Origin of the sequence: Bradyrhizobium yuanmingense (assembly GCF_025200905.1) — a bacterium.
In the GTDB taxonomy this organism is placed as follows: Bacteria; Pseudomonadota; Alphaproteobacteria; order Rhizobiales; family Xanthobacteraceae; genus Bradyrhizobium; species Bradyrhizobium yuanmingense.
This window is the reverse complement of the sequence record NZ_CP104173.1, coordinates 3,794,806-3,820,258: the sequence shown is the minus strand read 5'-3', so window position 1 is coordinate 3,820,258 and position 25,453 is coordinate 3,794,806. Positions and strand designations below refer to the sequence as shown.

Annotated in this window: 28 protein-coding genes; 19 read left to right on the top strand and 9 right to left on the bottom strand. The window is 65.1% G+C overall.

All coding sequences use genetic code 11. The features are described 5' to 3' along the window. Positions 1–22: 22 nt before the first annotated feature. The 9 genes from nagZ (at position 23) to surE (ending at position 7,363) form a co-directional block, all read left to right on the top strand. Positions 23–1,051 carry a beta-N-acetylhexosaminidase gene (gene nagZ, locus N2605_RS17970; protein ID WP_260347359.1) on the top strand — a complete coding sequence of 343 codons (1,029 nt, stop codon included), beginning with the start codon at positions 23–25 and terminating at the stop codon, positions 1,049–1,051. Continuing rightward, entirely contained in the window at positions 1,048–1,887 is an 840-nt protein-coding gene (locus tag N2605_RS17965) for a segregation and condensation protein A (RefSeq protein ID WP_036012765.1), read from the top strand. The genes nagZ and N2605_RS17965 overlap by 4 nt, the downstream gene beginning before the upstream one ends. A 21-nt stretch (positions 1,888–1,908) precedes the next feature. After that, entirely contained in the window at positions 1,909–2,664 is a 756-nt protein-coding gene (scpB, locus tag N2605_RS17960) for an SMC-Scp complex subunit ScpB (protein ID WP_036012763.1), read from the top strand. Between the two features lie 163 nt (positions 2,665–2,827). Further along, entirely contained in the window at positions 2,828–3,061 is a 234-nt protein-coding gene (locus N2605_RS17955) for a twin-arginine translocase TatA/TatE family subunit (protein WP_036012762.1), read from the top strand. 90 nt (positions 3,062–3,151) lie between these two features. Then, the gene (tatB, locus tag N2605_RS17950) at positions 3,152–3,646 is read left to right on the top strand and encodes a Sec-independent protein translocase protein TatB (RefSeq protein ID WP_036012760.1); all 495 of its coding nucleotides are present in this window, start codon (positions 3,152–3,154) and stop codon (positions 3,644–3,646) included. Beyond that, the gene (gene tatC, locus N2605_RS17945) at positions 3,643–4,455 is read left to right on the top strand and encodes a twin-arginine translocase subunit TatC (protein ID WP_036044242.1); all 813 of its coding nucleotides are present in this window, start codon (positions 3,643–3,645) and stop codon (positions 4,453–4,455) included. The genes tatB and tatC overlap by 4 nt, the downstream gene beginning before the upstream one ends. Before the next feature lie 218 nt (positions 4,456–4,673). After that, positions 4,674–6,005, top strand: coding sequence for a serine--tRNA ligase (serS, locus tag N2605_RS17940; RefSeq protein ID WP_036012757.1), 1,332 nt, complete (start codon positions 4,674–4,676; stop codon positions 6,003–6,005). 119 nt (positions 6,006–6,124) lie between these two features. Next, positions 6,125–6,487 carry a hypothetical protein gene (locus tag N2605_RS17935; RefSeq protein ID WP_036012756.1) on the top strand — a complete coding sequence of 121 codons (363 nt, stop codon included), beginning with the start codon at positions 6,125–6,127 and terminating at the stop codon, positions 6,485–6,487. Between the two features lie 108 nt (positions 6,488–6,595). Beyond that, positions 6,596–7,363: a 5'/3'-nucleotidase SurE gene (gene surE, locus N2605_RS17930; RefSeq protein WP_260347358.1), complete on the top strand. Its 768-nt coding sequence runs from the start codon at positions 6,596–6,598 to the stop codon at positions 7,361–7,363. A gap of 3 nt (positions 7,364–7,366) precedes the next feature. On the opposite strand, the gene N2605_RS17925 is transcribed toward surE, so the two are convergent. Then, positions 7,367–7,738 (bottom strand): response regulator, encoded by a 372-nt coding sequence (locus tag N2605_RS17925; RefSeq protein ID WP_036012769.1) that lies wholly within the window; start codon positions 7,736–7,738, stop codon positions 7,367–7,369. Between the two features lie 229 nt (positions 7,739–7,967). Between N2605_RS17925 and N2605_RS17920 the strand changes: the two genes are divergently transcribed. Both N2605_RS17920 and N2605_RS17915 read left to right on the top strand, forming a co-directional pair. After that, positions 7,968–8,618, top strand: a complete 651-nt coding sequence (locus N2605_RS17920) for a protein-L-isoaspartate(D-aspartate) O-methyltransferase (RefSeq protein WP_260347357.1) — start codon at positions 7,968–7,970, stop codon at positions 8,616–8,618. A gap of 109 nt (positions 8,619–8,727) precedes the next feature. Continuing rightward, positions 8,728–10,113: a LysM peptidoglycan-binding domain-containing M23 family metallopeptidase gene (locus tag N2605_RS17915; protein ID WP_225143460.1), complete on the top strand. Its 1,386-nt coding sequence runs from the start codon at positions 8,728–8,730 to the stop codon at positions 10,111–10,113. Positions 10,114–10,289: 176 nt separating this feature from the next. On the opposite strand, the gene N2605_RS17910 is transcribed toward N2605_RS17915, so the two are convergent. Next, complete coding sequence (locus N2605_RS17910) at positions 10,290–11,270, bottom strand: ATP-binding protein (protein ID WP_225147100.1); 981 nt, start codon at positions 11,268–11,270, stop codon at positions 10,290–10,292. A gap of 182 nt (positions 11,271–11,452) precedes the next feature. Between N2605_RS17910 and yajC the strand changes: the two genes are divergently transcribed. Genes yajC through N2605_RS17880 form a run of 6 tightly spaced genes read left to right on the top strand, consistent with a single transcriptional unit; the run spans position 11,453 to position 17,088 of the window. Beyond that, the gene (yajC, locus tag N2605_RS17905) at positions 11,453–11,821 is read left to right on the top strand and encodes a preprotein translocase subunit YajC (RefSeq protein WP_036012751.1); all 369 of its coding nucleotides are present in this window, start codon (positions 11,453–11,455) and stop codon (positions 11,819–11,821) included. 47 nt (positions 11,822–11,868) lie between these two features. Further along, complete coding sequence (secD, locus tag N2605_RS17900) at positions 11,869–13,473, top strand: protein translocase subunit SecD (protein WP_036012748.1); 1,605 nt, start codon at positions 11,869–11,871, stop codon at positions 13,471–13,473. A 10-nt stretch (positions 13,474–13,483) separates the two neighbouring features. Then, positions 13,484–14,503 (top strand): protein translocase subunit SecF, encoded by a 1,020-nt coding sequence (gene secF / locus N2605_RS17895; RefSeq protein WP_036012746.1) that lies wholly within the window; start codon positions 13,484–13,486, stop codon positions 14,501–14,503. Between the two features lie 60 nt (positions 14,504–14,563). Beyond that, a complete protein-coding gene (locus N2605_RS17890; protein WP_260347355.1) occupies positions 14,564–14,947 on the top strand; it encodes an Mth938-like domain-containing protein in 384 nt (127 codons plus the stop codon). Beyond that, a complete protein-coding gene (locus N2605_RS17885) occupies positions 14,944–15,801 on the top strand; it encodes a phytoene/squalene synthase family protein (protein WP_036012738.1) in 858 nt (285 codons plus the stop codon). The genes N2605_RS17890 and N2605_RS17885 overlap by 4 nt, the downstream gene beginning before the upstream one ends. A 45-nt stretch (positions 15,802–15,846) precedes the next feature. Next, positions 15,847–17,088: a threonine ammonia-lyase gene (locus N2605_RS17880; RefSeq protein ID WP_260347354.1), complete on the top strand. Its 1,242-nt coding sequence runs from the start codon at positions 15,847–15,849 to the stop codon at positions 17,086–17,088. 7 nt (positions 17,089–17,095) lie between these two features. Here the strand turns inward: N2605_RS17880 and N2605_RS17875 are convergent, their stop codons facing one another. Next, the gene (locus tag N2605_RS17875) at positions 17,096–18,274 is read right to left on the bottom strand and encodes an aminotransferase class V-fold PLP-dependent enzyme (protein ID WP_260347353.1); all 1,179 of its coding nucleotides are present in this window, start codon (positions 18,272–18,274) and stop codon (positions 17,096–17,098) included. A gap of 148 nt (positions 18,275–18,422) precedes the next feature. On the opposite strand from N2605_RS17875, the gene N2605_RS17870 reads away from it, so the two are divergent. Beyond that, the gene (locus N2605_RS17870; protein WP_225156873.1) at positions 18,423–18,896 is read left to right on the top strand and encodes a VOC family protein; all 474 of its coding nucleotides are present in this window, start codon (positions 18,423–18,425) and stop codon (positions 18,894–18,896) included. A 12-nt stretch (positions 18,897–18,908) separates the two neighbouring features. Here N2605_RS17870 and N2605_RS17865 read toward each other — a convergent pair whose 3' ends face one another. From N2605_RS17865 to N2605_RS17840, 6 genes are all read right to left on the bottom strand, one after another. Beyond that, entirely contained in the window at positions 18,909–19,460 is a 552-nt protein-coding gene (locus N2605_RS17865; protein ID WP_260347351.1) for a CAP domain-containing protein, read from the bottom strand. A 95-nt stretch (positions 19,461–19,555) separates the two neighbouring features. Then, positions 19,556–20,650: an AMP-binding enzyme gene (locus N2605_RS17860; RefSeq protein WP_260347350.1), complete on the bottom strand. Its 1,095-nt coding sequence runs from the start codon at positions 20,648–20,650 to the stop codon at positions 19,556–19,558. Positions 20,651–20,657: 7 nt separating this feature from the next. Beyond that, a complete protein-coding gene (gene trmFO, locus N2605_RS17855; RefSeq protein ID WP_260347349.1) occupies positions 20,658–22,085 on the bottom strand; it encodes a methylenetetrahydrofolate--tRNA-(uracil(54)-C(5))-methyltransferase (FADH(2)-oxidizing) TrmFO in 1,428 nt (475 codons plus the stop codon). A gap of 127 nt (positions 22,086–22,212) precedes the next feature. Then, entirely contained in the window at positions 22,213–22,365 is a 153-nt protein-coding gene (locus N2605_RS17850; protein WP_007590701.1) for a DUF1127 domain-containing protein, read from the bottom strand. A 479-nt stretch (positions 22,366–22,844) separates the two neighbouring features. Beyond that, positions 22,845–23,669, bottom strand: coding sequence for a lytic murein transglycosylase (locus tag N2605_RS17845; protein ID WP_036012731.1), 825 nt, complete (start codon positions 23,667–23,669; stop codon positions 22,845–22,847). A gap of 119 nt (positions 23,670–23,788) precedes the next feature. Then, complete coding sequence (locus tag N2605_RS17840) at positions 23,789–24,697, bottom strand: DUF2189 domain-containing protein (RefSeq protein WP_260347348.1); 909 nt, start codon at positions 24,695–24,697, stop codon at positions 23,789–23,791. Positions 24,698–25,035: 338 nt separating this feature from the next. Between N2605_RS17840 and N2605_RS17835 the strand changes: the two genes are divergently transcribed. Further along, a complete protein-coding gene (locus N2605_RS17835) occupies positions 25,036–25,434 on the top strand; it encodes a DUF3597 domain-containing protein (RefSeq protein WP_036028199.1) in 399 nt (132 codons plus the stop codon). Positions 25,435–25,453 lie beyond the last annotated feature (19 nt).

Sequence of the window (25,453 nt, the reverse complement as noted above, 5' to 3'; positions counted from 1 at the left end):
GGGGCAGAGTTAATCGGCCGTTATGAGCACGCGGGCCTTCATTACCGGCGTATCCGGAACGGAACTGACCGCCGCCGAGCGGGAGTTTATCCGTGCCGAACGCCCATGGGGCTTCATCCTGTTCAAGCGTAATGTCGCAACACCAGCACAAGTTGCTGCGTTGGTTGCAGAATTGCGTTCGGTCGCGAAGGCCCCCGACGCGCCGGTCCTGATCGACCAGGAGGGGGGACGGGTGCAGCGGCTGGGGCCGCCACACTGGCCGGTCTATCCGCCGGGGGCCGTATTCGCGAATTTGTACGACACTGATTCGACCCTCGGGCTCACTGCGGCGCGCCTCAGTGCCCGCCTGATCGCAGCCGATCTCGCCGATCTCGGCATCACCGTGGATTGCCTGCCGCTGGCCGACGTGCCGGTGCCGGGCGCCGATGCGGTCATTGGTAACCGGGCCTACGGCACGGAGCCGGGCAAGGTCGCGGCGATCGCCCGTGCAGTCACCGAGGGCCTGGAGCAGGGCGGCGTGCTGCCGGTGCTCAAGCATATTCCCGGGCATGGCCGCGCCACCGCCGACACCCATTTCAAGCTGCCGACCGTCGACACGCCGCGGGACGAGCTGGAGCGGACCGATTTCGCCGCATTCAAGCCGCTGGCTGATCTGCCGATGGCCATGACTGCACATGTTGTGTTTAGCGCCTTCGACCCCGCCCATCCGGCGACGACATCTGCGACAATGATTGCTGACGTGATTCGCGGCGCAATCGGGTTCCAGGGTTTGTTAATGAGTGATGACGTGTCGATGAATGCGCTGTCGGGAAATATCGCCGAGCGGACTCGCGCGATCTTCGCGGCCGGCTGCGACGTGGCCCTGCATTGCAACGGCAACATCGAGGAGATGCGCGACGTCGCCGGCGAGACACCTGAACTGGCCGGTGGGGCGCTGGAGCGGGCGAACGCCGCGCTCGCCGCACGCAAGCCGCCGCAGCCGTTCGACCGCGTGGCCGCACGCGCCGAACTGGATGCATTGATCGCACGGGCAAACACGGCATCGGCATGACTGCAGAAATCCTATCGTTCGAAACCGGGCGGCCCGCAGAGCTCGCCGAGGGTGAGCCGGCGTTGGTGGTGGACGTCGAGGGCTATGAGGGTCCGCTCGATTTGTTGCTTGCGCTGGCGCGGCAGCAGAAGGTCGATCTCGCCAAGATTTCGATTCTCGCGCTCGCCGACCAGTACCTCCATTTCATCGAAGCCGCGCGAAAGATCCGGCTGGAGCTCGCCGCGGACTATCTGGTGATGGCCGCATGGCTTGCCTTCCTGAAGTCGCGCCTGCTGCTGCCGGAGCCGCCGAGCGCGGAAGGCCCGAGCGCCGAGCAGATGGCGACGGCGCTCGCCAACCGGCTGCGCCGCCTGGAAGCCATTCGCGAAGCCGCCAACCGGCTGATGAACAGGCCGCAATTGCAGCGCGACATCTTCGCGCGTGGCGAGCCCGAGCACATCGCCGAGATCAAGCACCCGAAATACACGGCCACGCTCTATGATTTGCTCACCGCCTATGCCGCGCAACGCCAGTCGCGCGTGCTGGCGAGCGTGCATCTGGCCAAGCGCACGGTGTGGTCGCTCGCCGAAGCACGCGCCACGCTGGAGCGGCTGGTCGGCAGCATCACCGAGCAGGACGATTGGGGTGTTCTCGACGACTTCCTGATCCGGCATGTCGCCGACCCGACGCAGCGCGCGACGGTGTTCGCCTCGAGCTTTGCCGCCGCGCTCGAACTGGTGCGCGAAGGTCAGCTCGAGCTGAATCAGAAGGAAGCGTTTGCGCCGATCTATTTCCGGAAGGGGCGCCCAAAACCGGTCCCGGACGCAGCTCCTGCGCCTGATGCGCCGGTCGCTTAAGTGCAAGAAGGAGAATCTGCCATGGCAAGCCTGGCTGAAGTGCGGGTAGAAGAGGCCGAGCCGATGGAGAACGAATCCCAGGCGCGTCCCGAGGAGTTGCGGCTGCTGGAGGCGCTGCTGTTCGCCTCGAATGAACCGCTGGACACCGCGACGCTGGCCAAGCGCATGCCCGAGGGCGTCGACGTCAAGGCTGCGCTCGAGCAGTTGCAGGCCGATTATGCCTCGCGCGGCGTCAATCTCGTTCGCGTCGCCAACAAATGGACGTTCCGCACCGCGGGCGATCTGGCCTGGCTGATGACGCGGGAGAGCACCGAGACCCGCCGCCTGTCGCGGGCCGCAATCGAGGTGCTCGCGATCATCGCCTATCACCAGCCGGTGACGCGGGCCGAGATCGAGGAGATCCGCGGCGTCGTCACGTCGAAGGGCACGCTCGACGTGCTGCTGGAGACCGGCTGGATCAAGCCGCGCGGCCGGCGCAAGACGCCGGGCCGGCCCTTGACCTTCGGAACCACCGAGGAGTTCCTGTCGCAATTCACCCTGGAACAGCTCGGCGACCTGCCGGGCCTGGAAGAGTTGAAGGGGACGGGCCTGTTGGATTCGCGCCTGCCCACCGGGTTCAGCGTGCCGACGCCGTCGGATGATCCTGCCCTGCGGGAGGACGAGGATCCGCTGGAACCGGGCGATGACCTCGATCTCGCCCTTGCGCCTGCGGTCGAGCCTGAGAGCCCGCCAGAAGGCGGCAACGAGGGTGGCAGCGAAGGCGGCGCCGAGGACTGACGTACCGGCGAATTACGGGCTCCTGCGACCAGTTAACACTAGCAAGATTGCGTAGCGCCGACAGCGAATTGGCTGCCTTGGTCCTTGTTTTTGAGGCCTGCCAAGCCTAGGTTTCGGTGAGATCGGCCGGGTCCCCGGCCATGCGCGTTTGGAGGGTTGCAGGATGGGTTCACTCAGCATTTGGCACTGGATCTTGGTGATCGCAGTGGTCCTGCTGCTGTTCGGCCGCGGCAAGATTTCGGATCTGATGGGCGACGTGGCTCAGGGCATCAAGGCTTTCAAGAAGGGCATGCAGGACGACGACAAGGCTGCCGAGAAGCCCGAGCCGGCGAAGTCGATCGAGCACAATGCTGCGCCGACCGCGACACGGTCCGACGTCGGCAGCAAGGCCGTCTGAGCCGGAAGAAGCACGCGAGACGCGGGTAGCGGCCCGATCCTGCGCGCAAGGGATTGGGCCGGCTCCGGCTTCGCGTGAACGGAAGACCTCATGTTCGACATCGGGTGGAGTGAACTGGTCCTCATCGGGGTCGTGGCCCTGATCGCCATCGGCCCGAAAGAGCTGCCGGGCGTGCTGCGCATGGTCGGACAGTGGATGGGCAAGGCGCGCAAGATGGCGGCCGAATTCCAGGGCCAGTTCCAGGAGGCGATGCGTGAGGCCGAGATGGCCGACCTCAAGAAAAGCTTCGACGAGGTCAAGGAAGCCGCCACGGGTTTCAATCCGATGAGCTCGCTCCAGAAGGACGTGAGCGACGCGCTTCGCATCGATGCGCTGGACAAGCCGGCCGAGACGCCGGCCGCTACTACCATCGATCCGCCCGTCACGCCCACGACACCGGAGACCCCGACGCCGTCGACCTTCATGGAAGCCGAAGCGCATGCGGCCGCGAACGAGCCGCTCGCGATCACCCGTGAGGTCGAACAGGCAGAGGTTGCGCAGGACACCGCGCCATCCGAAGCGATCAAGGACGCCAAAGCGTCATGACCGACGCCGATATCGAGGCCAGCAAAGCCCCGCTGATGGACCATTTGATCGAGCTGCGCTCGCGGCTGATCAAGGCGCTGCTCGGCTTTGGCCTGGCCTTCATCTTCTGCTTCTTCTTCGCCAAGCAGATCTACAACGTGCTTGTCTGGCCGTTCGTGTGGATTGCGGGGCCGGAGAACTCGAAATTCATCTACACGGCGCTGCTCGAATATTTCATTACCCAGCTCAAGCTGGCGCTGTTCGGCGCCGGCTTCATCTCGTTCCCGATCGTGGCGACGCAGATCTACAAGTTCGTCGCGCCCGGGCTCTACAAGCACGAGAAGCAGGCGTTCCTGCCGTATCTGGTCGCGACGCCGTTCTTCTTCGTCCTGGGCGCGGCGCTGGTCTATTTCGTCGTGCTGCCGATGCTGGTGCGCTTCTCGCTCGGCATGCAGCAGACCGGCGGCGACGAGACCGCGCAGATCCAGCTGCTGCCCAAGGTCGGCGAATATCTGTCGCTGATGATGTCGCTGATCTTCGCCTTCGGCATCGCCTTCCAGCTGCCGGTGATCCTGACGCTGCTCGGGCGGATCGGCATCGTCAGCTCGACAATGTTGCGCGAGAAGCGCCGCTATTTCATCGTCTTGGCCTTCGTGATCGCAGCCGTGCTGACGCCGCCCGACGTGCTCAGCCAGTGCTCCCTCGCGTTTCCGCTGATGGCGCTCTACGAGGGCTCGATCCTCGCGGTGGCGATGGTGGAGAGGAAAGCGGCCGCCGCACAGGCTGCCACCGGCACTGACGTGTCGACGCCGGCCAATCCGGCGGAGTAGGGCGACCAAGCCCACCGGTGTCATTCCCCGCCTTGTGCGCAATTGCGCACTGGAGCGGGGAATCCAGTACGCCGCGGCCCCTCGGGGAAACACTGACGTCTCTGGAATACTGGATCGCCCGCTTTCACGGGCGATGACAGAATGCTAGGGGAAAACGCGCCAATGTAAGTTGTCGGCATAAACGTTGACTATTTACGCGCTGATCCGGGACCACAGCCATGCACGACATCAAAGCGATCCGCGACAATCCGCAAGCCTTCGACGCCGGCCTCGCACGGCGCGGTTTGAAGCCGATGTCGGCCTCGCTGCTCGCGATCGACGAGAAGCGGCGTGCGGCGATCCTGGCCTCCGAGCAGGCGCAGGCGCGGCGCAATGCAGCTTCGAAGGAAATCGGCGATGCCAAGAAGGCCAAGGACGAGCCGCGTGCGGCCAAGCTGATGGCCGAGGTCGCCGAGCTCAAGACCACGATGCCCGAGCTCGAAGCGGCGGCAAAAGCCGCTGACGATGAGCTGACCAAAGAGCTGGCCGCGATCCCGAACATTCCGTTCGAGGACGTGCCCGACGGTCTCGACGAGCACGGCAACGTGCAGCATCACGTGTTCGGCAACAAGCGCAACTATGGCTTTGCGCCGAAGCTGCATGACGATCTCGGCACCGCGCTCGGCTACATGGATTTCGAAGCGGCGGCAAAACTCTCCGGCGCGCGTTTCGTCGTGCTGAAAAAGGGGCTGGCGCGGCTCGAGCGTGCCATCGGCCAGTTCATGCTCGATCTGCACACCACCGAGCACGGCTACACCGAGATCAATCCGCCGCTCCTGGTGCGCAACGAGGTGATGTTCGGCACCGGGCAATTGCCGAAATTCGAGGACGATCAGTTCTGGGCGATCAAGGGCGAGCTGCTCGCCTCGCCGGACCATGAGCGGCTGAAGACCGAGCGCCTCGGTCTGATCCCCACCGCCGAAGTGTCGCTCACCAATCTCGCCCGCGAATCCATCCTCGATGAGAAGCAATTGCCGATGCGGCTGACCGCGCTGACGCCATGCTTCCGCGCCGAGGCGGGTGCGGCGGGGCGCGACACTCGCGGCATGATCCGCCAGCACCAGTTCACCAAGGTCGAACTGGTCTCGATCACGACGCCGGAAGTGAGCAAGGACGAGCTGGAGCGGATGCTGTCCTGCGCCGAGCAGGTGCTGCAGAAGCTCGACCTGCATTACCGTGTGATGACGCTCTGCGCAGGAGATATGGGCTTCTCGGCGCAAAAAACCTATGACATCGAGGTCTGGATGCCCGGGCAGGGCGAGGGCGGGGCGTTCCGCGAGATCTCGAGCTGCTCGGTCTGCGGCGACTTCCAGGCACGGCGCATGGATGCGCGCTCGCGCGGGCCCGACGGCAAGCCGCGCTTCGTGCACACGCTGAACGGCTCCGGCACCGCAGTCGGCCGCGCGCTGATCGCCGTGATGGAAACCTATCAGCAGGAGGACGGCTCGATCGCGGTCCCGGACGTGCTCCAGCCCTATATGGGCGGGCTGAAGGTGATCGCGCGCGACTAAAGGGTTTTCCCGCGAAGTGGGCAGCGGTTCGCGTCCGAAAACGCGGCATGACGAGAATCGCGTTGCGAAGATCGGGCGGCCGGCTATCCTGCCGGCCCGTCCACGCGAACCCTCCGTTCATGGCCTTGCACCGCGACATCTTCTGGGTCGGAAGACAATGGGCGGTGACGGGGGCCGGGATCCAGGCCATCGACCAGCGCCTGCGCGGCGTTCTCGACATCGGGATCGCGCGGCTCTGGGACGATGATCTCGTGCAGAGCCGGCGGGCCAAGCCCGGCGTCAATGCTGCGGATTTCGACAAGGCACTGAGCGTGGCACGCGAACGCTTTCCGCAGGAGCCGACGTCCGATCCGTTCGTCGCGCAGCTGAAGGCGCTCGGCGTCATCGAGGCTTCCGTCGTGAACCCGGTCGTGCCGGCGATGCAACTGCGTGCAGAAGGCCGGCTTGCGCGCTTCCTGCCGCAATGGCGCGTTCGCCGCTAGCGGGACCAGCCAGGGAACCAGCCGCCGGACCGCAATCGTCCGGTTTGCCTGATCGGCGCTGGCCGGATAAGACGGCTCAGACCCGCTTTCAGGAATCGAACCTTCCGCATGCGCATTCTCTGCACCAATGACGACGGCATCCACGCTCCCGGCCTCAAGGTCGTGGAGGAGATTGCGCGCGCTTTGACCGATGATGTCTGGGTGGTGGCGCCCGAGCTCGACCAGTCCGGCGTGTCGCACTCGCTGTCGCTGAACGATCCCTTGCGTCTGCGCGAGGTCGGCCCACGGCACTTCGCCGTGCGCGGCACGCCGACCGACTGCGTCATCATGGGAGCGCGCCATATCCTGGGAGCCAAGCTGCCCGATCTCGTGCTGTCCGGCGTCAATAAGGGCCGCAACGTCGCCGAGGACGTGGTCTATTCCGGCACCATTGCCGGCGCATTGGAAGGCACCATCCTGGGGTTGCCGTCATTCGCATTGTCGCAGGAGTTCAGCGTCGAGACCCGCGAACGGCCGCCGTGGGACACGGCCCGCAAATTCGGGCCCGATATCCTGCGCAAGGTGATCGCCGCCGGCGTTCCGAAGGACACCGTCATCAACATCAACTTCCCATCCTGCGCGCCGGAGGATGTGCTTGGCATCCGCGTCACGCGGCAAGGCAAGCGCAATCTCAGCTTCCTCAGGATCGACGAGCGCCGGGACGGCCGCGGTAATCCTTATTTCTGGATCGGCTTCGAGCGGACCGCGATGCTCGACACGCCCGCCGACGGCACCGATCTCGCGGCGCTGCGCGAGCGCTACGTCTCGGTCACCCCGCTCAGGCTCGACCGCACCGACGAGGCGTTTTCGGAGCAGCTTGGCCTCACCCTGAAATAAAGGTTAGCCGCCGCGAAGCGCAGCCTCAATGGTCTTGCCGAGCGCGTCGAGCTGAAACGGCTTCTGGAGCGCCGGCCGGTCGCGATATTGCTCGGGCAGGCCGGAGGAGCCGTAGCCGGTGGCGAAGATGAACGGGCAGCCCTTGGCCATGATGACATCGGCGACCGGCGAGATGACCTTGCCGTTGACGTTGACGTCGAGAATGGCGAGATCGAACTCGGTGGATTGCGCAAGCCGCATGGCCTCATTGATGTCGCCCGCTTCGGCGGCAACCTTGTAGCCAAGCTCCTCCAGCATGTCTGCGACCATCATTCTGATCATGACCTCGTCCTCGACGAGGAAAACAGAGCGGCCCGAAAGCCCTGTCGCAGTCATGGTTGAGTCCTTGCCCATTCTCGTAAACGTTCGCAGATAACGATAGGCGACGCAATGCGCGTTTCGGCGAACGCAAACCTCGCAAATGGCTTAGCGCTTTGAAGGCCTTGTTGTGGTCAAATGCTGTGCCGAAAGGATATCATGAGTTCCTGAGCCGGAACAAGATTCTCGTCTCGGGTTCTTGCGGTGCAGTACGGCGATCCGCCAGACGAGACGAGCGATAGCAGCAATGACGTCCCACCAGCACCCGCCGGAAAAGATGATGTTTCAGCTCACGCTGAGGCGTCGGGGCATCAGCGATCAGGCCGTGCTGCGGACCATGGAAGAGGTGCCGCGCGAGCTTTTCGTCGACGAGGCCGATCGCGAGGGCGCCTATCGTGACAGCGCGCTGCCGATCGCCTGCGGGCAGACCATCAGCCAGCCCTTCGTCGTCGCCTACATGACCGAGCAGCTCCAGCTCCAGAAGCAGCACCGGGTGCTCGAAATCGGCACCGGCTCCGGTTACCAGGCCGCCGTGCTGTCGCGGCTCGCCGGCCAGGTGCTGACCGTCGAGCGCTACCGCAAGCTCGCCGAGACGGCACGCGCCCGGCTTGAGAAGCTCGATTGTCACAATGTCGAGGTGATGCTCGGTGACGGTCTCAATCTGCCTCCCAACATCGGCCCGTTCGATCGCATCATCGTCACCGCGGCGATGGAGCAGATACCGGAGAACCTGGTCGAGCGGCTTGAGGTCGGGGGCATCCTGATTGCCCCGGTCGGCCCGCATCAGGGCGTGCAGACGCTGACCCGGCTGGCCCGCAGCGAAACCGGAATCGAGCGCAAGGAACTCGTCGAGGTCCGCTTCGTGCCGGCACTGCCCGGGGTGGCGCGGGAGCTGTAGAATCCCGGATCGGCAGTGCCGCCAACATCTTATTGTGAGGGTTAAGCCGTTATTTACTCGCCGCGTGTTTACTTAAAACACCAGTTCTGTTGCGTACGAGTGAGTAACCATGTCCGCTGTCGCCGAGTTGCTTTACTCGCGCCGCGTGCCGCAGGTCGCGGTGCTGGCGCTGATCTCCTTCAGCTTTGCAGGGTGCAGCGCCGACATGTCGTCGCGGCTGTCCCAGACCAACTTCTCCAATCCTTTCGCCTCCGAGCAGACCGGTTCGGTGCAGCAGCCGCCGCCGCCGCAGCGTGAGTTGCCGCAATATGCGCGGCCGCAGACGCAGCCCGGTTATTACCAGTCGCAGGCTTTGCCTCCGCCCGCGGTATCTGCCCCGCAGTCCTATCCCGTTGCCTCCGGGGGCGGGGTGTCCGGCGGCGGACGGGGCGTCAGCTCATATGCGCCTCCGGCGCAACCGCATCTGGAGACCACGGCCACTGTCCCGCCGCGGTCGGTCGCGGCCGCCCAGCCGGCCGGCGGAACCAAGATCATCGTCGGGACCAGCGACACGCTCGACGTGCTCGCCAAGCGCTATCGCGTCACGCCGCAGGCGATCCTTGCCGCCAACGGCTACAAGGGTCCGCGGGCGCTCTCGCCCGGCCAGCAGTTGATCATTCCGTCTCCTGCGACCGCAGCTGCACCGGCGCCCGCGATGGCTCCGGTCGCGGCAGCGCCTGCGGCGAAGCCGGTTGCTGCCGTCGCGGCACCGCCGAGCACGCACTTCGTCAACCGTGGCGACACGCTCGCCAGCATCGCGCGCAAGAACCGCATCTCGGCGGCAGAGCTCGCCCGTGCCAACGGCATCGATCCGTCGGCAAAGCTGAAGCTCGGCACCAAGCTGACCGTGCCCGGCGCCAAGACCGCCGCCGTCGCGGCGCCGGTTGCTGCGGCTCCGGTCGCGGCTGCACCGGTGGCCGGAACGCTCCAGCCTGTTGCGGCAGCTCCGGCACCCGCGACCAAGATGGCCACTGCCGCCGCGCCCGTGCAGAGCGCGCGGCTCGCCCAGGCCACGAGCAATGTGGAAGAGAAGGCTGCCGAGACGCCGGCGAAGGCTGCGGAGGCCACCGGCGCGCTGCCGACCTTCCGCTGGCCCGTCCGCGGCAAGGTGGTCACGAGCTACGGTGCCAAGACCAATGGCAAGTCCAATGACGGCATCAATCTGGCGGTGCCCGAGGGGACGCCGGTCAAGGCGGCCGAAGATGGCGTCGTCGCCTATTCCGGCAACGAGCTGAAGGGTTACGGCAATCTGGTTCTGGTTCGGCACTCCAACGGCTACGTCACCGCATATGCCCATGCGAGTGAGCTGTTGGTGAAGCGCGGCGATACCATCAAGCGCGGCCAGGTCATTGCCAAGTCGGGTCAATCCGGGGAAGTGGCGTCGCCGCAGCTCCACTTCGAGATCCGCAAGGGATCGAGCCCGGTTGACCCGCTTCAATTCCTCAACGGCGCGTGAGACTTACGTAGCCTCCGCACCAACGGTGTCGTCGCCCGGCTCGACCGGGCGACCCAGTACGCCGCGGCCTCTCGATCGATCACAACCGTTTCTAGAATACTGGATCGCTCGCTCCAGTGCGCAAGTGCGCACAAGGCGGGCGATGACAGTTGAATTCGGGGTAACAGCTCGCGCTACTACGCCGTCAGCTTCACACCCAGCCGTCCCGCCAGCTCCTGCACGAACTGCCAGGCGACGCGGCCCGAGCGCGAGCCGCGCGTCGTCGACCATTCCAGCGCCTCGCGCTCGAGCGTCTCGTCGTCGACCCTGATCCCGAAATGGCTGCAATAGCCGCGCACCATGGCGAGATATTCGTCCTGGCTGCAGCGGTGGAAGCCGAGCCAGAGGCCGAAGCGATCCGACAGCGAGACCTTCTCCTCCACCGCTTCGCCCGGATTGATCGCGGTCGAGCGCTCGTTCTCGATCATCTCGCGCGCCAGCAGATGGCGCCGGTTGGAGGTGGCGTAGAGGATGACGTTCTCGGGCCGGCCCTCGATGCCGCCTTCGAGGACCGCCTTGAGCGACTTGTAGGAGGCATCATTGCCGTCGAATGAGAGGTCGTCGCAGAACACGATGAAACGGAAGGAGGAGGCCCGCAGTTGCTCCATCAGGGCCGGCAGGCTCTCGATGTCCTCACGGTGGATCTCGATCAGCTTGAGCTTGTCGGCCGGTTTGCGCTCCGCGTTGATGCTGGCATGCGCCGCCTTGACCAGTGACGACTTGCCCATGCCGCGTGCGCCCCAGAGCAGGGCGTTGTTGGCAGGCAGGCCATTGGCGAAGCGCTCGGTGTTCTCCATCAGGATGTCGCGCATCCGGTCGACGCCCTTGAGCAGGAACAGCTCGACGCGGCTCACGCGCGGCACCGCCGAGAGGCGTCCGTCGGGATGCCAGACATAGGCGTCCGCCCGCTTGAACGACTCGGCCTCGACCGCCGGCTTGCCCTGCGCGGAGAGGTGCGCCGCAATGGTCTCCAGGGCGTGGACGATGCGCTCCTGCGCGAGGTCCGGGCCTGCCTTGGTGACCGCCGCCGTGGGGCGTTTTGCCGCGAGGCGGGTGGGCTTGTTGGCAGGGGTGCGGGGGCCTTTGCCGGCCGGGCTTTTGCTATGGTTTTTGGGCATGTCCGAAGTTCCTGAGAACGCAGCCTTATCGGGCCTGACGGGCCGCCGCAAGGTGGCCCAAAAGGGCAGTCTGGCAGCGTTGCAATTGGGGCAATGGCCGCTATAGTCCGCGCGAATTTGACCGAACCGGTCGCCTTTGAGGGCCTGACCGGCTTTCCCCCGTTTTCACGAGGATCGTCCGAATGCTGATTACCCCTGCGTATGCCCAGGCCGCGGCCGCTGGCGACACCAACAGCATGTTGATGTCGCTGCTGCCGTTCGCCCTGATCTTCGTGATCATGTACTTCCTGATTCTGCGCCCGCAGCAGAAGAAGGTCCGCGACCACGCCGAGCTCGTGAAGAATATCCGCCGCGGCGACACCATCGTGACCTCGGGAGGCCTCGTCGGCAAGGTCACCAAGGTGGTCGACGACGACCAGATCGAGTTCGAGATTTCCGACGGCGTGCGCGTGCGGCAGATGCGCCAGATGATCTCGGGCGTGCGCGCCAAGGGCGAGCCGGCCAAGGAAAGCGCAAAAGAGAGCGCCAAGGACGACACCGCGGCGAAGTGAGAGCTTCACCGCGAGTCTCAAGTCTCCTGATCTGACAGGTCCAGTCGATGTTGTATTTCACGCGGTGGAAGGCGCTGGGGATTATCCTGACGGCGCTGATCGTGTGCCTCTGCGCGGTCCCCAACTTCTTCCCCGAGGCGCAAGTCAAGAGCTGGCCCGCCTGGGCGCAGCGCCGCATCGTGCTCGGCCTCGACCTCCAGGGCGGCTCCTATCTGCTGCTCGAGGTCGACGCTGCCTATGTGAAGAAGGAGCGGCTCGACCAGGTCCGCGACGACGTTCGCCGGACCCTGCGCGACGCCAAGATCGGATTCACCGGCGGCGTCACCGTGCGCAACGATGCCGTCGAGGTTCGCATCACCAAGGAGACCGATGCGCAGCCGGCGCTTGCCAAGTTGCGCGAGCTGTCCCAGCCGCTGGGCGGCCTGATGGGATCCAGCGGTCAGCGCGACCTCGAGGTGACTGATGCCGGCGGCGGGGTGATCCGCCTGAGCGTCCCGCAGGCTGCGGTGCTCGATCGCCTGCGCAAGACCATCGAGCAGTCGATCCAGATCGTCGAACGCCGCGTCAACGAGCTCGGCACCGTCGAGCCCGTCATCCAGCGCCAGGGCAACGACCGCATCCTGGTGCAGGTCCCCGGTCTTCAGGACCCGACCCGCCTGAAGGAACTGCTGGGCAGGACCGCGAAGATGGAATTCCGCATGGTCGACACCTCCGTGCCGCCGGATCAGGCGCAAGCGGGCAGGGTGCCGCCGGAATCCGAACTGCTGATGAGCGCCTCGCCTCCGCCGACGCCCTATGTGGTCAAGAAGCAGGTGCTGGTCGCCGGCGGCGACCTGACCGATGCGCAGGCGACCTTCGACCAGCGCACGGGTGAGCCGGTCGTCAGCTTCAAGTTCAACACCTCGGGCGCGCGCAAATTCTCGCAGGCCACGCAGGAGAACGTGGGACTGCCGTTCGCGATCGTGCTGGACAACAAGGTGATCTCGGCGCCCGTCATCCGTGAGCCCATCACCGGCGGCCAGGGCCAGATCTCCGGCAATTTCACGGTGCAATCGGCCAACGATCTCGCGATTCTCCTGCGCGCCGGCGCATTGCCGGCACCGCTCACGGTGGTCGAGGAGCGCACCGTGGGTCCAGGACTCGGCCAGGACTCGATCGAGAAGGGCCAGCTCGCGGCCTATGTCGGCTCGATCCTTGTCATCATCTTCATGCTGCTGACCTACCGGCTGTTCGGCGTGTTCGCCAACATAGCGGTGGCCATCAACGTCGCCATGATCTTCGGCTTATTGTCGCTGCTCAACGCCACGCTGACGCTGCCCGGCATCGCCGGCATCGTGCTCACCGTCGGCATCGCGGTCGACTCCAACGTGCTGATCTACGAACGCATCCGCGAGGAATTGCGCGGCGGCCGCAATGCGATCTCGGCGATCGACGCCGGATTCAAGCGGGCGCTCGCCACCATCCTCGATTCCAACATCACCACCTTCATTGCTGCCGCGGTGCTGTTCTACATCGGCACCGGTCCGGTGCGCGGCTTTGCCGTGACGCTCGGCATCGGCATCATCACCACGGTGTTCACCGCCTTCACCCTGACCCGGCTGATCGTCGCCTGGTGGGTGCGGTGGAAGCGGCCGCAGAGCGTGCCGATCTAGGAGCCTGATCGTGACTCACACCGTTCTCATCGGGCTCGGCGTCCTCATTGCCATCCTCACCGTGGTCTCGGCCCTCGGCCTGCTGCCGTCGCTGCGCATCGTCCCCGACGATACGCATTTCGACTTCACGCGTTTCCGTCGCATCAGCTTTCCGATCTCGGCGGCGCTGTCGATCGTCGCGATCGTGCTGTTCTTCACCCATGGCCTGAACCTCGGTATCGACTTCAAGGGCGGCACGCTGCTGGAGGTGAAGGCGAAGTCCGGCACCGCCGACATCGCGGCAATGCGTACCTCGCTCGACGGCCTGGGCCTCGGCGAGGTCCAGCTGCAGCAGTTCGGCGGTCCGGAGAACGTCCTGATCCGCGTTGCGGAGCAGCCGGGTGGCGACGCGGCCCAGCAGGCAGCCCTGCAGAAGCTTCGTGGCGCGCTTGGCGACAGTGTCGACATTCAGCGCACCGAGGTGCTGGGTCCGCGCGTCGCGGGCGAGCTCCTGGCCTACGGCATGCTCGGCCTGATGCTCGCGATCGTTGGGATCCTGATTTATCTCTGGTTCCGGTTCGAATGGCAGTTCGCGCTGGGCGCCATGATCGCCAACGTGCACGACATCGTGCTGACGATCGGCTTCATGTCGATCAGCCAGGTCGATTTCGACCTGACCAGCATCGCGGCGTTGCTGACCATTCTCGGCTATTCGCTCAACGATACCGTCGTCATCTACGACCGCATCCGGGAAATGCTGCGTCGCTACAAGAAGATGCCGATGCCCCAGCTGCTCAATGAATCCATCAACTCGACGCTGTCGCGCTCGATCATCACCCACGTCACGGTGACGCTCGCGCTGCTCGCGCTGCTCTTGTTCGGCGGCCATGCCATCCACAGCTTCACCGCGGTGATGATGTTCGGCGTCGTGCTGGTCGGCACCTACACCTCGATCTTCATTGCAGCACCAATCCTGATCTATCTCGGCGTCGGCGAGCACCGCGAAGACGCGCCCGATACGGCGACGCCGGCGAAGAAAAGCAAGGCATGATCCGAACCTCATGCCCTTGCAGGCGTTTGCGAGGGCAGTAAGCCCATTCGGACGAAGCTCATGGCCGGCGATCCCAACGCTCCGCATTTTCCGCGCTCGGCGCCGATCGATGCCTATGGCAAGGGCGGCTTCGCCTTTGCCGGCATGTCGCATCGGGGCTCGCTGCTCTGTCTGCCCGACGCGATCTGGGCTTGGGACGTGACCGACCCCGCGAAGATCGACCGCTACTCGCTGGATCGGGTGTTCACGGCGGCCAACAGCATCGACACGCTCCTGGTCGGCACTGGAACGGGGCTGTGGCTGCCGCCGCCGGAGCTGCGTCAGGCGCTCAAGGCGGTGAGGGTTGTACTGAACACGATGCAGACCGGCCCGGCCGTGCGCACCTACAACATCATGATCGGCGAACGGCGGCGGGTTGCCGCCGCGCTGATCGCCGTGCCATGAGCAACCGGCCATCCGACTCCGCCGCGTTCTGCGCCGATCTCGTGCGCAGCCACGACTTTCCCCGCTACGCCGCGACCCTGTTCGCGCCGGCCGCCGAGCGCCGCGCGTTACTGGCGATCTATGCCTTCAACGTCGAGATCGTTCGCATCCGCGACCAGGTGAGCCAGCCCTTGCCCGGCGAGATCCGCCTGCAATGGTGGACCGACATGCTGTCGGGCCACGTCCATGGCAGCGCCGAAGGCAATCCGGTGGCGGCCGAGCTGCTTCGCGCGATTCGCGATTTCGACCTGCCGGTCGAGCCGCTGTCGCTGCTTGCCGAGGAGCATCAGTTCGATCTCTACAACGACCCGATGCCGACCATGGCCGCGCTGGAAGGTTACCTCGCGGCGACCTCATCGGCGCTGTTCGCCCTGGCAGCGCAAGTGTTGGGACCGCCTTCGGAGGCGGCCGAGCATGTCGCCCGCCATGCCGGGCTGGCGCAGGGTATCGTGCAGGTCATAGCCAATTTGCCGCGCGATGCCGCGCACCGGCAATTGTTCGTGCCGCAGCAGGTGCTGGAGAAGCACGATTGCAGCATGGAGGATGTCTTCGCCGGCAAGGAAACACCCAATCTCCATGCGGTGCTTGAGCAACTCGCGGGTGAAGCCCGGCAGCATATGACCGCGGCTTCATCGCTGCTGGCGCAGCTGGCGCCGCCGTTGCGGCCGGCGTTTCTGCCGCTGCGCCAGGCGCAGGCCGATCTTGAGCGCCTGTCGCGCCCGGGACGCAATCCGTTTAGGTTGCAGCCGACCTCGCGGTTGCGCACGCTCTGGACGCTGTGGCGCGCCTCGCGATCGCGTGAATTTACCAAATAGACGCCGGCTTATCGCCTGGCCCGCCCAAATGCTCTATGCTGTCCTATGGCTGACATGTCCCAAAGCTCGTTCGATCTCAGCGGCCTTCCGGTCGCCCCTGAAGACATTCGCGCCGCCGCCAAGACCATCCAAGGCGCCGTTGTCGAGACGCCCTGTAGCCACAGCCGGACGCTGAGCAGCATCTGCGGCTGCGACATCTGGCTCAAATTCGAGAACCTGCAGTTCACCTCCTCGTTCAAGGAGCGCGGCGCGCTCAACCGGCTTACCGCGCTGACGGCGGAGGAGCGCGCGCGGGGCGTGATCGCGATGTCCGCGGGCAACCACGCGCAAGGCGTTGCCTACCATGCCAAGCGGCTCGGCATTCCCGCCACCATCGTGATGCCGATCGGCACGCCCATGGTGAAGATCGAGAACACCCGGCATCACGGCGCCGAGGTGGTGGTCACGGGCGCGACGCTGGAGGAGGCGGCCGCCTTTGCGCGCAGCCACGGTGAAGCGCACGGCATGGTCTTCGTCCATCCTTACGACGATCCGCTCGTCATCGCCGGGCAGGGCACGATCGGGCTGGAAATGCTGAAGGCGGTCCCGGAGCTCGACACGCTGGTCGTCCCGATCGGCGGCGGCGGTTTGTTCAGCGGGATTGCCATTGCCGCGAAGTCGATCAAGCCGTCGCTCAGGATACTGGGCGTCGAGGCCTGGCTCTATCCCTCGATGTACAACGCCATTCACGACGGCAATCTGCCGGCGCGCGGCGATACGCTCGCCGAGGGCATCGCGGTGAAATCACCGGGCAAGATCACCACCGAAATCGTTCGGCGCCTCGTCGACGATATTGCGCTCGTCAACGAAGCCGAGCTCGAGCGTGCAGTCGCGACCCTGATCTCGATCGAGAAGACCGTCGTCGAGGGCGCCGGCGCCGCCGGCCTCGCCGCGCTGATGTCCGACCCGTCCCGCTTTGCCGGCGAGAAGGTCGGCCTCGTGCTGAGCGGAGGCAATATCGACACGCGGCTGATCGCCTCCGTGCTCACCCGCGAGCTCGCGCGCGAGGGGCGGCTGACGCAATTGTCGCTCGATATCCCCGACAGGCCGGGGCAGCTCGCCGCGGTAGCGGCACTGCTGGCCGAAGCGGGTGCGAATATCATCGAGGTCTCACACCAGCGGACCTTCTCCGACCTGCCGGCCAAGGCGACGCTGCTGCAGCTTGTCATCGAGACCCGCGATGCCGCCCATCTCAACGAGGTGATGGCCAGGCTCAGCGCATCCGGACTGAGCGCGCGCTGCACCTGAGCACGCGCTAACGTGACGCCAAATCCGCGACGTGGTCGATCAGCCGGTCGATCTCGGCTTGGGTGTTGTAGTAGTGGGGGGAAGCTCGGACGAGCGGCGGCAGCTCGCGGTTCTCGGCATCGATGCGGGTACTCGACGGGTCTGAAGCGCCGATTGTGATGCCCGCCGCCGCGGCGCTGCTGACAATGGCCTCCGCTTCATATCCATCCAAAGTGAAGCTGACGATGGCGCCAGGCTTGCGGCCAAGGTCGTGAATAGTGATGCCGCGAATGGAAGCGAGGCCGCTGCGAAGGCGGCCCGCGAGCAGCCGGCAGCGCTCCTCGATGGCATCCATGCCGATGTCGAGCGCATAATCGACGGCAGCGCCGAGCCCAAGCCGGGCGGCGTAATTATTCTCCCATGTCTCGAAGCGGCGGGCATCGTCGCGGAGCCGATATTCATCGCGCGAGACCCAGGGCGCTGCAAAATGGTCGATCATCGGTGGCTCGAGCTGCTGCAGGAGCGCCCCGCGCACATAGAGAAAGCCGGTACCACGCGGTCCCCGCAGGAATTTGCGTCCCGTGGCCGACAGCATGTCGCAGCCGATGGCCTCGACGTCGACCTCCATCTGGCCGACCGCCTGGCAGGCATCGAGCAGATAGGGGATGCCGTGTGCTCGCGCAATTCTGCCGATGCCCGCCGCGGGATTGGTCAGCCCGCCATTGGTCGGAACCCAGGTGATGGCGATCAGCTTCACGCGTTCGTCGATCATACGTTCGAGTGCGCCGACATCGAACTCGCCCGTCGCATCGCTCGGCACCACATCGATGACCGCGCCTGTGCGTTTGGCGGCCTGAAGAAACGCAACATAGTTGGCGGCGTACTCCGCTTCGGCCGTCAGGATCCGGTCGCCCTCTCGAAATGAAAGCGAATAGAACGCCATCTGCCAGGCAACCGTCGCGTTCTCCACCAGGGCGATTTCATCCGGCGATGCGTTCAGGAGCCGGGCCACTGAGCCGTAAACGGCTTCGAGCCGATCTGACGCGCGATCGGCTGCGGCATAGCCGCCGATCTCGCTCTCGAGATCGATATGTCCCTTCATCGCCGCGACGACGGGCGCGGGCATGAGAGCCGCACCGGCATTGTGGAGATACGCGAGCCGGGAGGCAGCAGGCGTGTCGGCACGAATTTGGTTGATGTCGATCACGTCAGAGCCTCCATCTTCAGGTTCCTCGTAGACACAATGACGCACGCGAGCAAGCTCGGGCAAACGACTGTTCCAGCTGGAGCATGCAGATCGGGATGCCTATGCTGATCGGAAGCGCAATCTGGCACGGAATCACAGGGAATACCCAATGGCAAAGAACACGATCTGCCTCTGGTACGACAGGGATGCTGAAGCCGCGGCCCGCTTCTATGCCGAGACGTTTCCCGACAGCGCGGTGAGTGCGGTCCATCGCGCGCCCAGCGACTATCCGTCCGGCAAGGCAGGCGATGTCCTGACCGTCGAGTTCACGGTAGCCGGCGTTGCCTGTCTCGGTCTCAATGGCGGACCCGTCTTCAAGCACAACGAGGCCTTCTCGTTCCAGATCGCCACCGACGATCAGGCGGAGACCGATCGCTACTGGAACGCCATCGTCGGCAATGGCGGGCAGGAGAGTGCGTGCGGCTGGTGCAAGGACAGATGGGGAGTCTCCTGGCAGATCACGCCGCGGGTGCTGACCGAGGCGCTGGCCGCCGGTGGCACGGAGGCCAAGCGCGCCTTCGATGCGATGATGGGGATGACGAAGATCGACGTCGCCGCGATCGAAGCCGCGCGCCGCGGCTGAGACGGTCGCGCCTCAGATGCAGAGGCCGAGCAGCTTGACGTGACAATTGCCGGACTTCGGCTTGCTCGCGGGCGGTACCTCGCGCTTCACCGCGACGACGGGCTCCTTGTCCTTTTTCTTGCCTTTGCCCTTCTCGTAGTCGCCGGCGATGACCATGGCCCAATAGGTGCGCTTGCCACTCGCATTCTTGGCGCTGGCAATGCCGACGCGGGAGGCATTGTGCAGCAACAGGTTCTTGCGGTGCCCGGAGGAGTCGATCCACTGGCCCAGCGTCTTGTCGAAACTGTCGTAGCCGTAGGCGATGTTCTCTGCGGCGCGGCCCGCGCCGGCCGGTGCGACGCGGCGATTGAATGGGCCGAGTGTGTCGTGGCTGAGGTCGTCCTTCGCCGCCATCGCGCGGGCCTGATCCATGGCGATGCGATCGAGGGTGGCGTCGCGCACGACGCGGGCCTCACCATGCTTGAGACGGAAGCTGGAGATCAGCTCCGCCGGTGAGTCGGCCAGCGCAGGCGCCCCTGTCAGCAGCACAAGGCCGGCGATCGTTCCGCCAACCATACGATGCATCATCGTCCCCCGAGCGCCCATGATCTCTGCCAACCCTTCCTGATCCAAGCGCTTCTCGATCGCCATTGTGGAGGCTTCAAGGCGCAGATTCCGCGCTAGCTCGTCGGGAGCTTCGCCTCGAAATTGAAGCGGTCGCGCAGGTTCTTGCGCTGCTCCAGGATATCCTTGAGGAAGGCGCGATCCTGCTCGTTCTTCATCATCGGCTCGATCAGGTCGAGCTGGTTCATGGCGACCAGTTGCAGGACCTCGATGCGTGGCTTGCCGCTGGCGTTGCGTGGCAGGGCGTGCACGACCTGGATGTGCTCGGGCGGCTTCGGTCCCTTGGAGGCGGCAAGCTCGCTGCGGAGCTGGCCCTCGAGCGCGGCCTGATCGGCTTCGACGAAGGCGTAAAGCCCGACGCCGGAGCGGCGGTCGGCAAAGGCGACGATGGCGGCGTCGCGCACGGCGGGATTGCGGCGGAGCAGCTCGGCCAGCACCGGCGCGTCGTTGACGAGCCGACGGCCGCCGCCCTCGCGGTCGGTGAAGTTGAACAGGCCGCGGGTGATGGCGCGATAGACCTTCTTGCCGGTGGCGAGCCACAGGCTCGCGGCGAACGACTTCCTCGCCAGGATCTTTCGCTCTCGCGGCGTCAGCGCCTCGGGCGCGTAGGAGCGCTTGTGCTTGAGCAGATGCCGGAGGTCTTCATAGGCGAGGATGCGATAGAGCCGGCCGCGGCCCTTGAAGCACGCGGCGAGCTGGAAGTCGGTCACATAGGCGCGGCCATCGCGGCCGACCAGCCAGTTCTGCTCCTTGGCGAGATCGTTGTGGCAGATGCCGGCGCGGCGCAGCCGACGCAGCGCGGCCTTGGCGGAGCGGAAATAGGCGAGATCGCCATGGGGCTTTGCCAGATGCAGCGCGACGCCGTCGACGAAGCCGCGCACCAGAGCGCGGCGCCCGGCCCAGAGCAGCTCGGGGCCGACGGCGAGGCCTTTGGCGCGCACCAGCGCATGCTTCTCGCGGGCGAACAGGTGGCGTGCCAGCAGGAACGACCACCATGGCACCTCGTCGAGCCGGCGCAGCACCGCGTCGATCTCGCCGCTTTCGCTGCGGAAACGGCCGCGCTCGACGGTCGAGAACACGTCGCGCTTGAGCAGCACGCCTTCGGTCCAGCGCGCCGACAGCTCTGCGGCGTCGTCTTTGGGCAAGCTCATTGCAAACTCACGCGGCGGCGGCAATGCGCAGGTGATCGGCGATCCAGCGATCGAGATCGGCGAGCGCCCGTGCGCTCAGCGCCTGCTTCTTGGCCACCGTCTTCTCGTTGCCGCGCAGCCTCGTGCCGTCGGGCTTCTTCGTTGGCAAGCTCGCGAGCGGCGGGAACAGGCCGAAATTGATGTTCATCGGCTGGAACGAGCGCGTGCCCGGCTCGATGGTCTCGATATGGCCGCCGGTGATGTGACCGAGCAGCGATCCCAGTGCGGTCGTAGCCGGCGGGCTGACAAGCGTCTCGCCGCGCGCTTCCGCGGCTGCATAGAGACCCGCGATCAAGCCGACGCTGGCGGATTCCACATAGCCTTCGCAGCCCGTCATCTGGCCGGCGAAGCGCAGCCGCGTCTGTGCGCGCAGCCGCAGCTGGCCGTCGAGCAGCTTCGGCGAGTTCAGGAAGGTGTTGCGATGCAGGCCGCCGAGGCGGGCGAATTCGGCGTTCTCCAACCCCGGAATGGTGCGGAAGATGCGCTGCTGCTCGCCATACTTCAGCTTGGTCTGGAAGCCGACGATGTTGTAGAGCGTGCCGAGCTTGTTGTCCTGGCGCAGTTGCACGATCGCGTACGGTTTCGTGGTGGGATCGTGCGGGTTGGTGAGGCCGACCGGCTTCATGGGACCATGGCGCAGCGTCTCGGGGCCACGTTCAGCCATCACCTCGATCGGCAGGCAGCCGTCGAAATAGGGCGTGTTGGTCTCCCATTCCTTGAACTCGGTCTTCTCGCCGGCGATCAGCGCGGCGACGAAGCCCTCATACTGCTCCTTGGTCATGGGGCAGTTTATGTAGTCGGCACCGTTGCCGCCGGGGCCAACCTTGTCGTAGCGCGATTGGAACCAGGCCACCGACATGTCGATGGACTCGCGGTGCACGATCGGCGCGATGGCGTCGAAGAAGGCGAGGGCGTTCTCGTCGGTCAGCTCGCGGATGGCGTCGGCCAGCGGCGCGGAGGTGAGAGGGCCGGTGGCGACGATGACGTTGCTCCACGCGGCCGGCGGAAGGCCCGCGATCTCGCCGCGCGCGATCTCGATCAGGGGATGATCGTTCAGCGCCTTGGTGACGGCCAAGGAGAAGCCGTCGCGATCGACCGCAAGTGCGCCGCCGGCGGGCACCTGGTTGGCGTCGGCCGCGCGCATGATCAGCGAGCCGAGGCGGCGCATCTCCGCATGCAGCAGGCCGACGGCGTTGTTGGCGGCGTCATCCGAGCGGAACGAGTTGGAGCAGACGAGCTCGGCAAGTCCGTCGGTGCGGTGCGCGTCGGTCATGCGGGTCGGCCGCATCTCGTGCAGCACCACGGGCACGCCGGACTTCGCAATCTGCCAGGCAGCTTCCGAACCGGCGAGGCCGGCACCGATCACGTGGACGAGGTTGGATTGGGGTCCTGTCATGGGGCGGACAGGTAGCGCTTTTCGGCGGAGAGTGGAATCGCCGAGATCGAGTTTTCTGCCACCAGATGCGACAACGCCCGCACGAGGCGGGCGCTATCGGTCCGTTCTAGTGAAGGGCTGAAGGGTATCAGCCCTGATACTGACCGGCGGCAACGCGCGGGATGTCCGAGCGATCGAGGCCGATATCGGCCAATTCGCGATCGCTGAGCTGGGACAGCTCGGCAACATTGCGCTGATAGTCCCGGAAGGCCTGGATCATGCGGATGAGCGAGAGCAGCATTGGTAGTCTCCTGTAGTTCGATTCAGCCTTTGCTTGAGGCCTCATCGTTGAAATGAATATAGGTGAGAGTGGTGCAGTGCGAAAGTTCCGATGTTGCGATGCAGCTAAGCGCTATGCGCATGGCGTACGTAACGGATGATTAACCGGACGGCGCTCCCGCCCAGAGCTTGGCCAAGGTCGTCCGGTGTCCGCGATAAGTACCCGTGAAATAACGGGTTTATGTCAAAGGTTGATCTGGGTCATCGCGGAAATGGGTTGCCTATAAGCGGCCAGCAAGTTCAACCCAGCAGCTTATAGACTCAAGTCATGCCTGCCTAATTCGCATAGGACGCGACGCTATTGTATGAATATAGATTCACTTTAAGATCCATTGAATACCGAAAATGCGCCCATGAGCGATGCGCTGGCGCCGCTACAGGCTAGGCCCGCTTGCCGGGGTTCGGCAGCGGCGATTCGGCGCGGTTCGGCTAGGCTGAGATCTAAGGGGCGCGTGCGAGCTGTGCGGCAAAATAGGCCACGGTCTTGGAGTAGACCTCGCTCTTGTTCCACTGCTTGAGCACCTCAAAGTTCGGGCTGCCTGGCTGCCAGTCCTTGCCCTTCTGCCAGCCATAGCCGACCAGATAATTGGCCGTGGAGGCGAGCACGTCGGGCACGTTATGCAGAAGATCGCGCTTGCCGTTGCCGTCGAAGTCGATGGCATATTTCATCCAGGATGACGGCATGAATTGGGTCTGGCCGAGCTCGCCGGCCCAGGCGCCTTTCATGTCGGCAGGCGCAAGATCGCCGCGCTGGACGATGCGCAACGCATCCAACAGCTCGGCGCGAAACTGCTCTGAGCGACGGCAATCGTAAGCGAGCGTTGCAAGCGAGCGGATCGTTGCAAACTTGCCAGTGTTGACGCCGAAATCGGTCTCCAGGCCCCAGATCGCGACCAGGACTTCGCCCGGCACGCCATAGGCCTGCTCGATGCGCGACAGCACCGAGCCGTATTGCTTCATCCTGTTGGAGCCGCGCTCCAAGCGTGGCGGCACCATGCGGCCGGAGAACTCCTCGAAGCTCTGGGTGAAGACCTTTTGCGAGCGGTCGCGGTTGAGCACGCTCTGATCCAGTGTGACGCCGGCAAGCCCGGCAGTGATGGTCTGCTGCGAGATGCCCTTTGCCGCAGCGTCGGTTTTGAAATCAGCCAGCCAAGCGTCGAAATTGCCCGAGTCGCAGGCAACCGCGGCGGGCGCTGGCTGGACTGAGAGAAGGGACGCGGAGACGGCCAAGGCTGCGAGAGCAAGACGAGAAATCGTCGGAGTCATCAGATGAAATGGATTTCCGTGAATTGACCTGACCGGCAGCATAATCTCGGCTGTAACCGCGGCCAAAGCAAGGCGCGCGGCCCTGTCCGAACCGGCCAGGGCCGCACGTCACGAGATTGTCAGACGTCAGTCCGATTCCGCCACGGGAAAAGGTTGGCCGGGAAGTCGGCGGCCGGCTTGCGCGCCCGATGCGGCGGAGGGGGGGCCGGACGTGCGCCCGGATCGGACGCGATCACCTTGCGGTAAAGGTGCCACGTGGCGTGCCCGAGCAGCGGGACCACAACGGCGAGGCCGAGGAAGGCCGGGATCGTGCCAAGCGCGAGCAGCACCGCCACGATCAGGCCCCAGGCCGCCATCGGCACCGGGTTTTTCGCGACAACGCGCAGCGAGGTGCTCATCGCCTCGAACGCGCCGGCATGACGATCGAGCATCAAGGGGAATGACACGACGCTGAGGCACAGTGCGGCGAGCGCGAACAGAAATCCGGTGCCGCAGCCAACCACGATCAGCCACCACCCTTGCTGCGTCGTCAGCACGCGCGTGATGAAGTCCGAGAAACCGGTGACGCCCTCGTAGCCGAACGCCGCGACATAGATCGCCTGCGCGGTCGCCACCCAGGTGACGAACAGGGCGAGCAGCAACGTACCGAGGCCGAGCATCGCGCCGAACGACGGCGATCGCAGCACCTCCATGGCATCCCAGGCGCTGGCCGGTTCATAGCGCTCGCGCCGGCTGGAAAGCTCGTAGAGCCCGAGCGCAGCGAAGGGCCCGATCAGCGCGAAGCCCGCGGCGAGCGGAAACAGCAGCGGCAGCACCGAATAGCCCATCACCACACGGGCGAGCACGAGGCCGAGCACCGGGTAGATCACGCAGAGGATGATGGCGTGGCTCGGAACGGCCTTGAAATCCTCCCAGCCGCGCCTGAGCGCGTCGTGCAGATCGGACAATTGTATGGTTCGGATCACCGGTCCAGCCTCATCCGTGGGCTGGGCCATCGTGGGGACATTGCCCTGGTAGAGTGTGGCCATGGTCGCTAGCTCCCTTGCCAAGCGGCTGTATCCGGCGCCGGCAAACGGCGCAAGCGGCCGCCCATTCTCTTGAAATCCCACGATCCCGACCAGACGCGAATTCCGGATGGATCGCGAGCTGAACGGCAAGCATACTCCCAAGTCCGAGTCCTGTCCCTCACGCTTGGGTGAAATTTCGATGCCGCGACGCAATCAATGCGGCGTCATTCTGTCGTCATTTCGCCGCAGATAAGCTGATGCTGCTGTCCGTTCGCGCAACTTCGCGGGCGCGGCGCACCAACTTCGTCTATAAGTGCCACGCAAGGCCCTTCCAACGGATTCCTTTTCGGGGAGCAGACATGAGCATTTTCGGGAAAATCATCAGCGCGATCTTCGGCGGCCAGCCGGCCTCCGCTGCGCCGGCCGGTGGCGCCGCTTCGCCGGGCGCCCCCGCAGGGTCGGCAAGTCCTTCGGCGCCGGCCGCCGCACCCATGGCTGCGGTCGACGTGGCGGCGATCGTCGACAAGGCGGCCGCCGCGCACAAGGGAGAGAAACTGGAATGGCGTACCTCCATCGTCGACCTCATGAAGGCGCTCGACATCGATTCCAGCCTCGCTGCGCGCAAGGATCTCGCCAAGGAGCTGGGCTACAGCGGCGACATGAACGACTCGGCGAGCATGAACGTCTGGCTGCACAAGCAGGTGATGTCCAAGCTCGCCGCTAATGGCGGCAAGCTGCCGCCGGAGATCAAGCACTGACCGGACCTGGGGTAGTGCC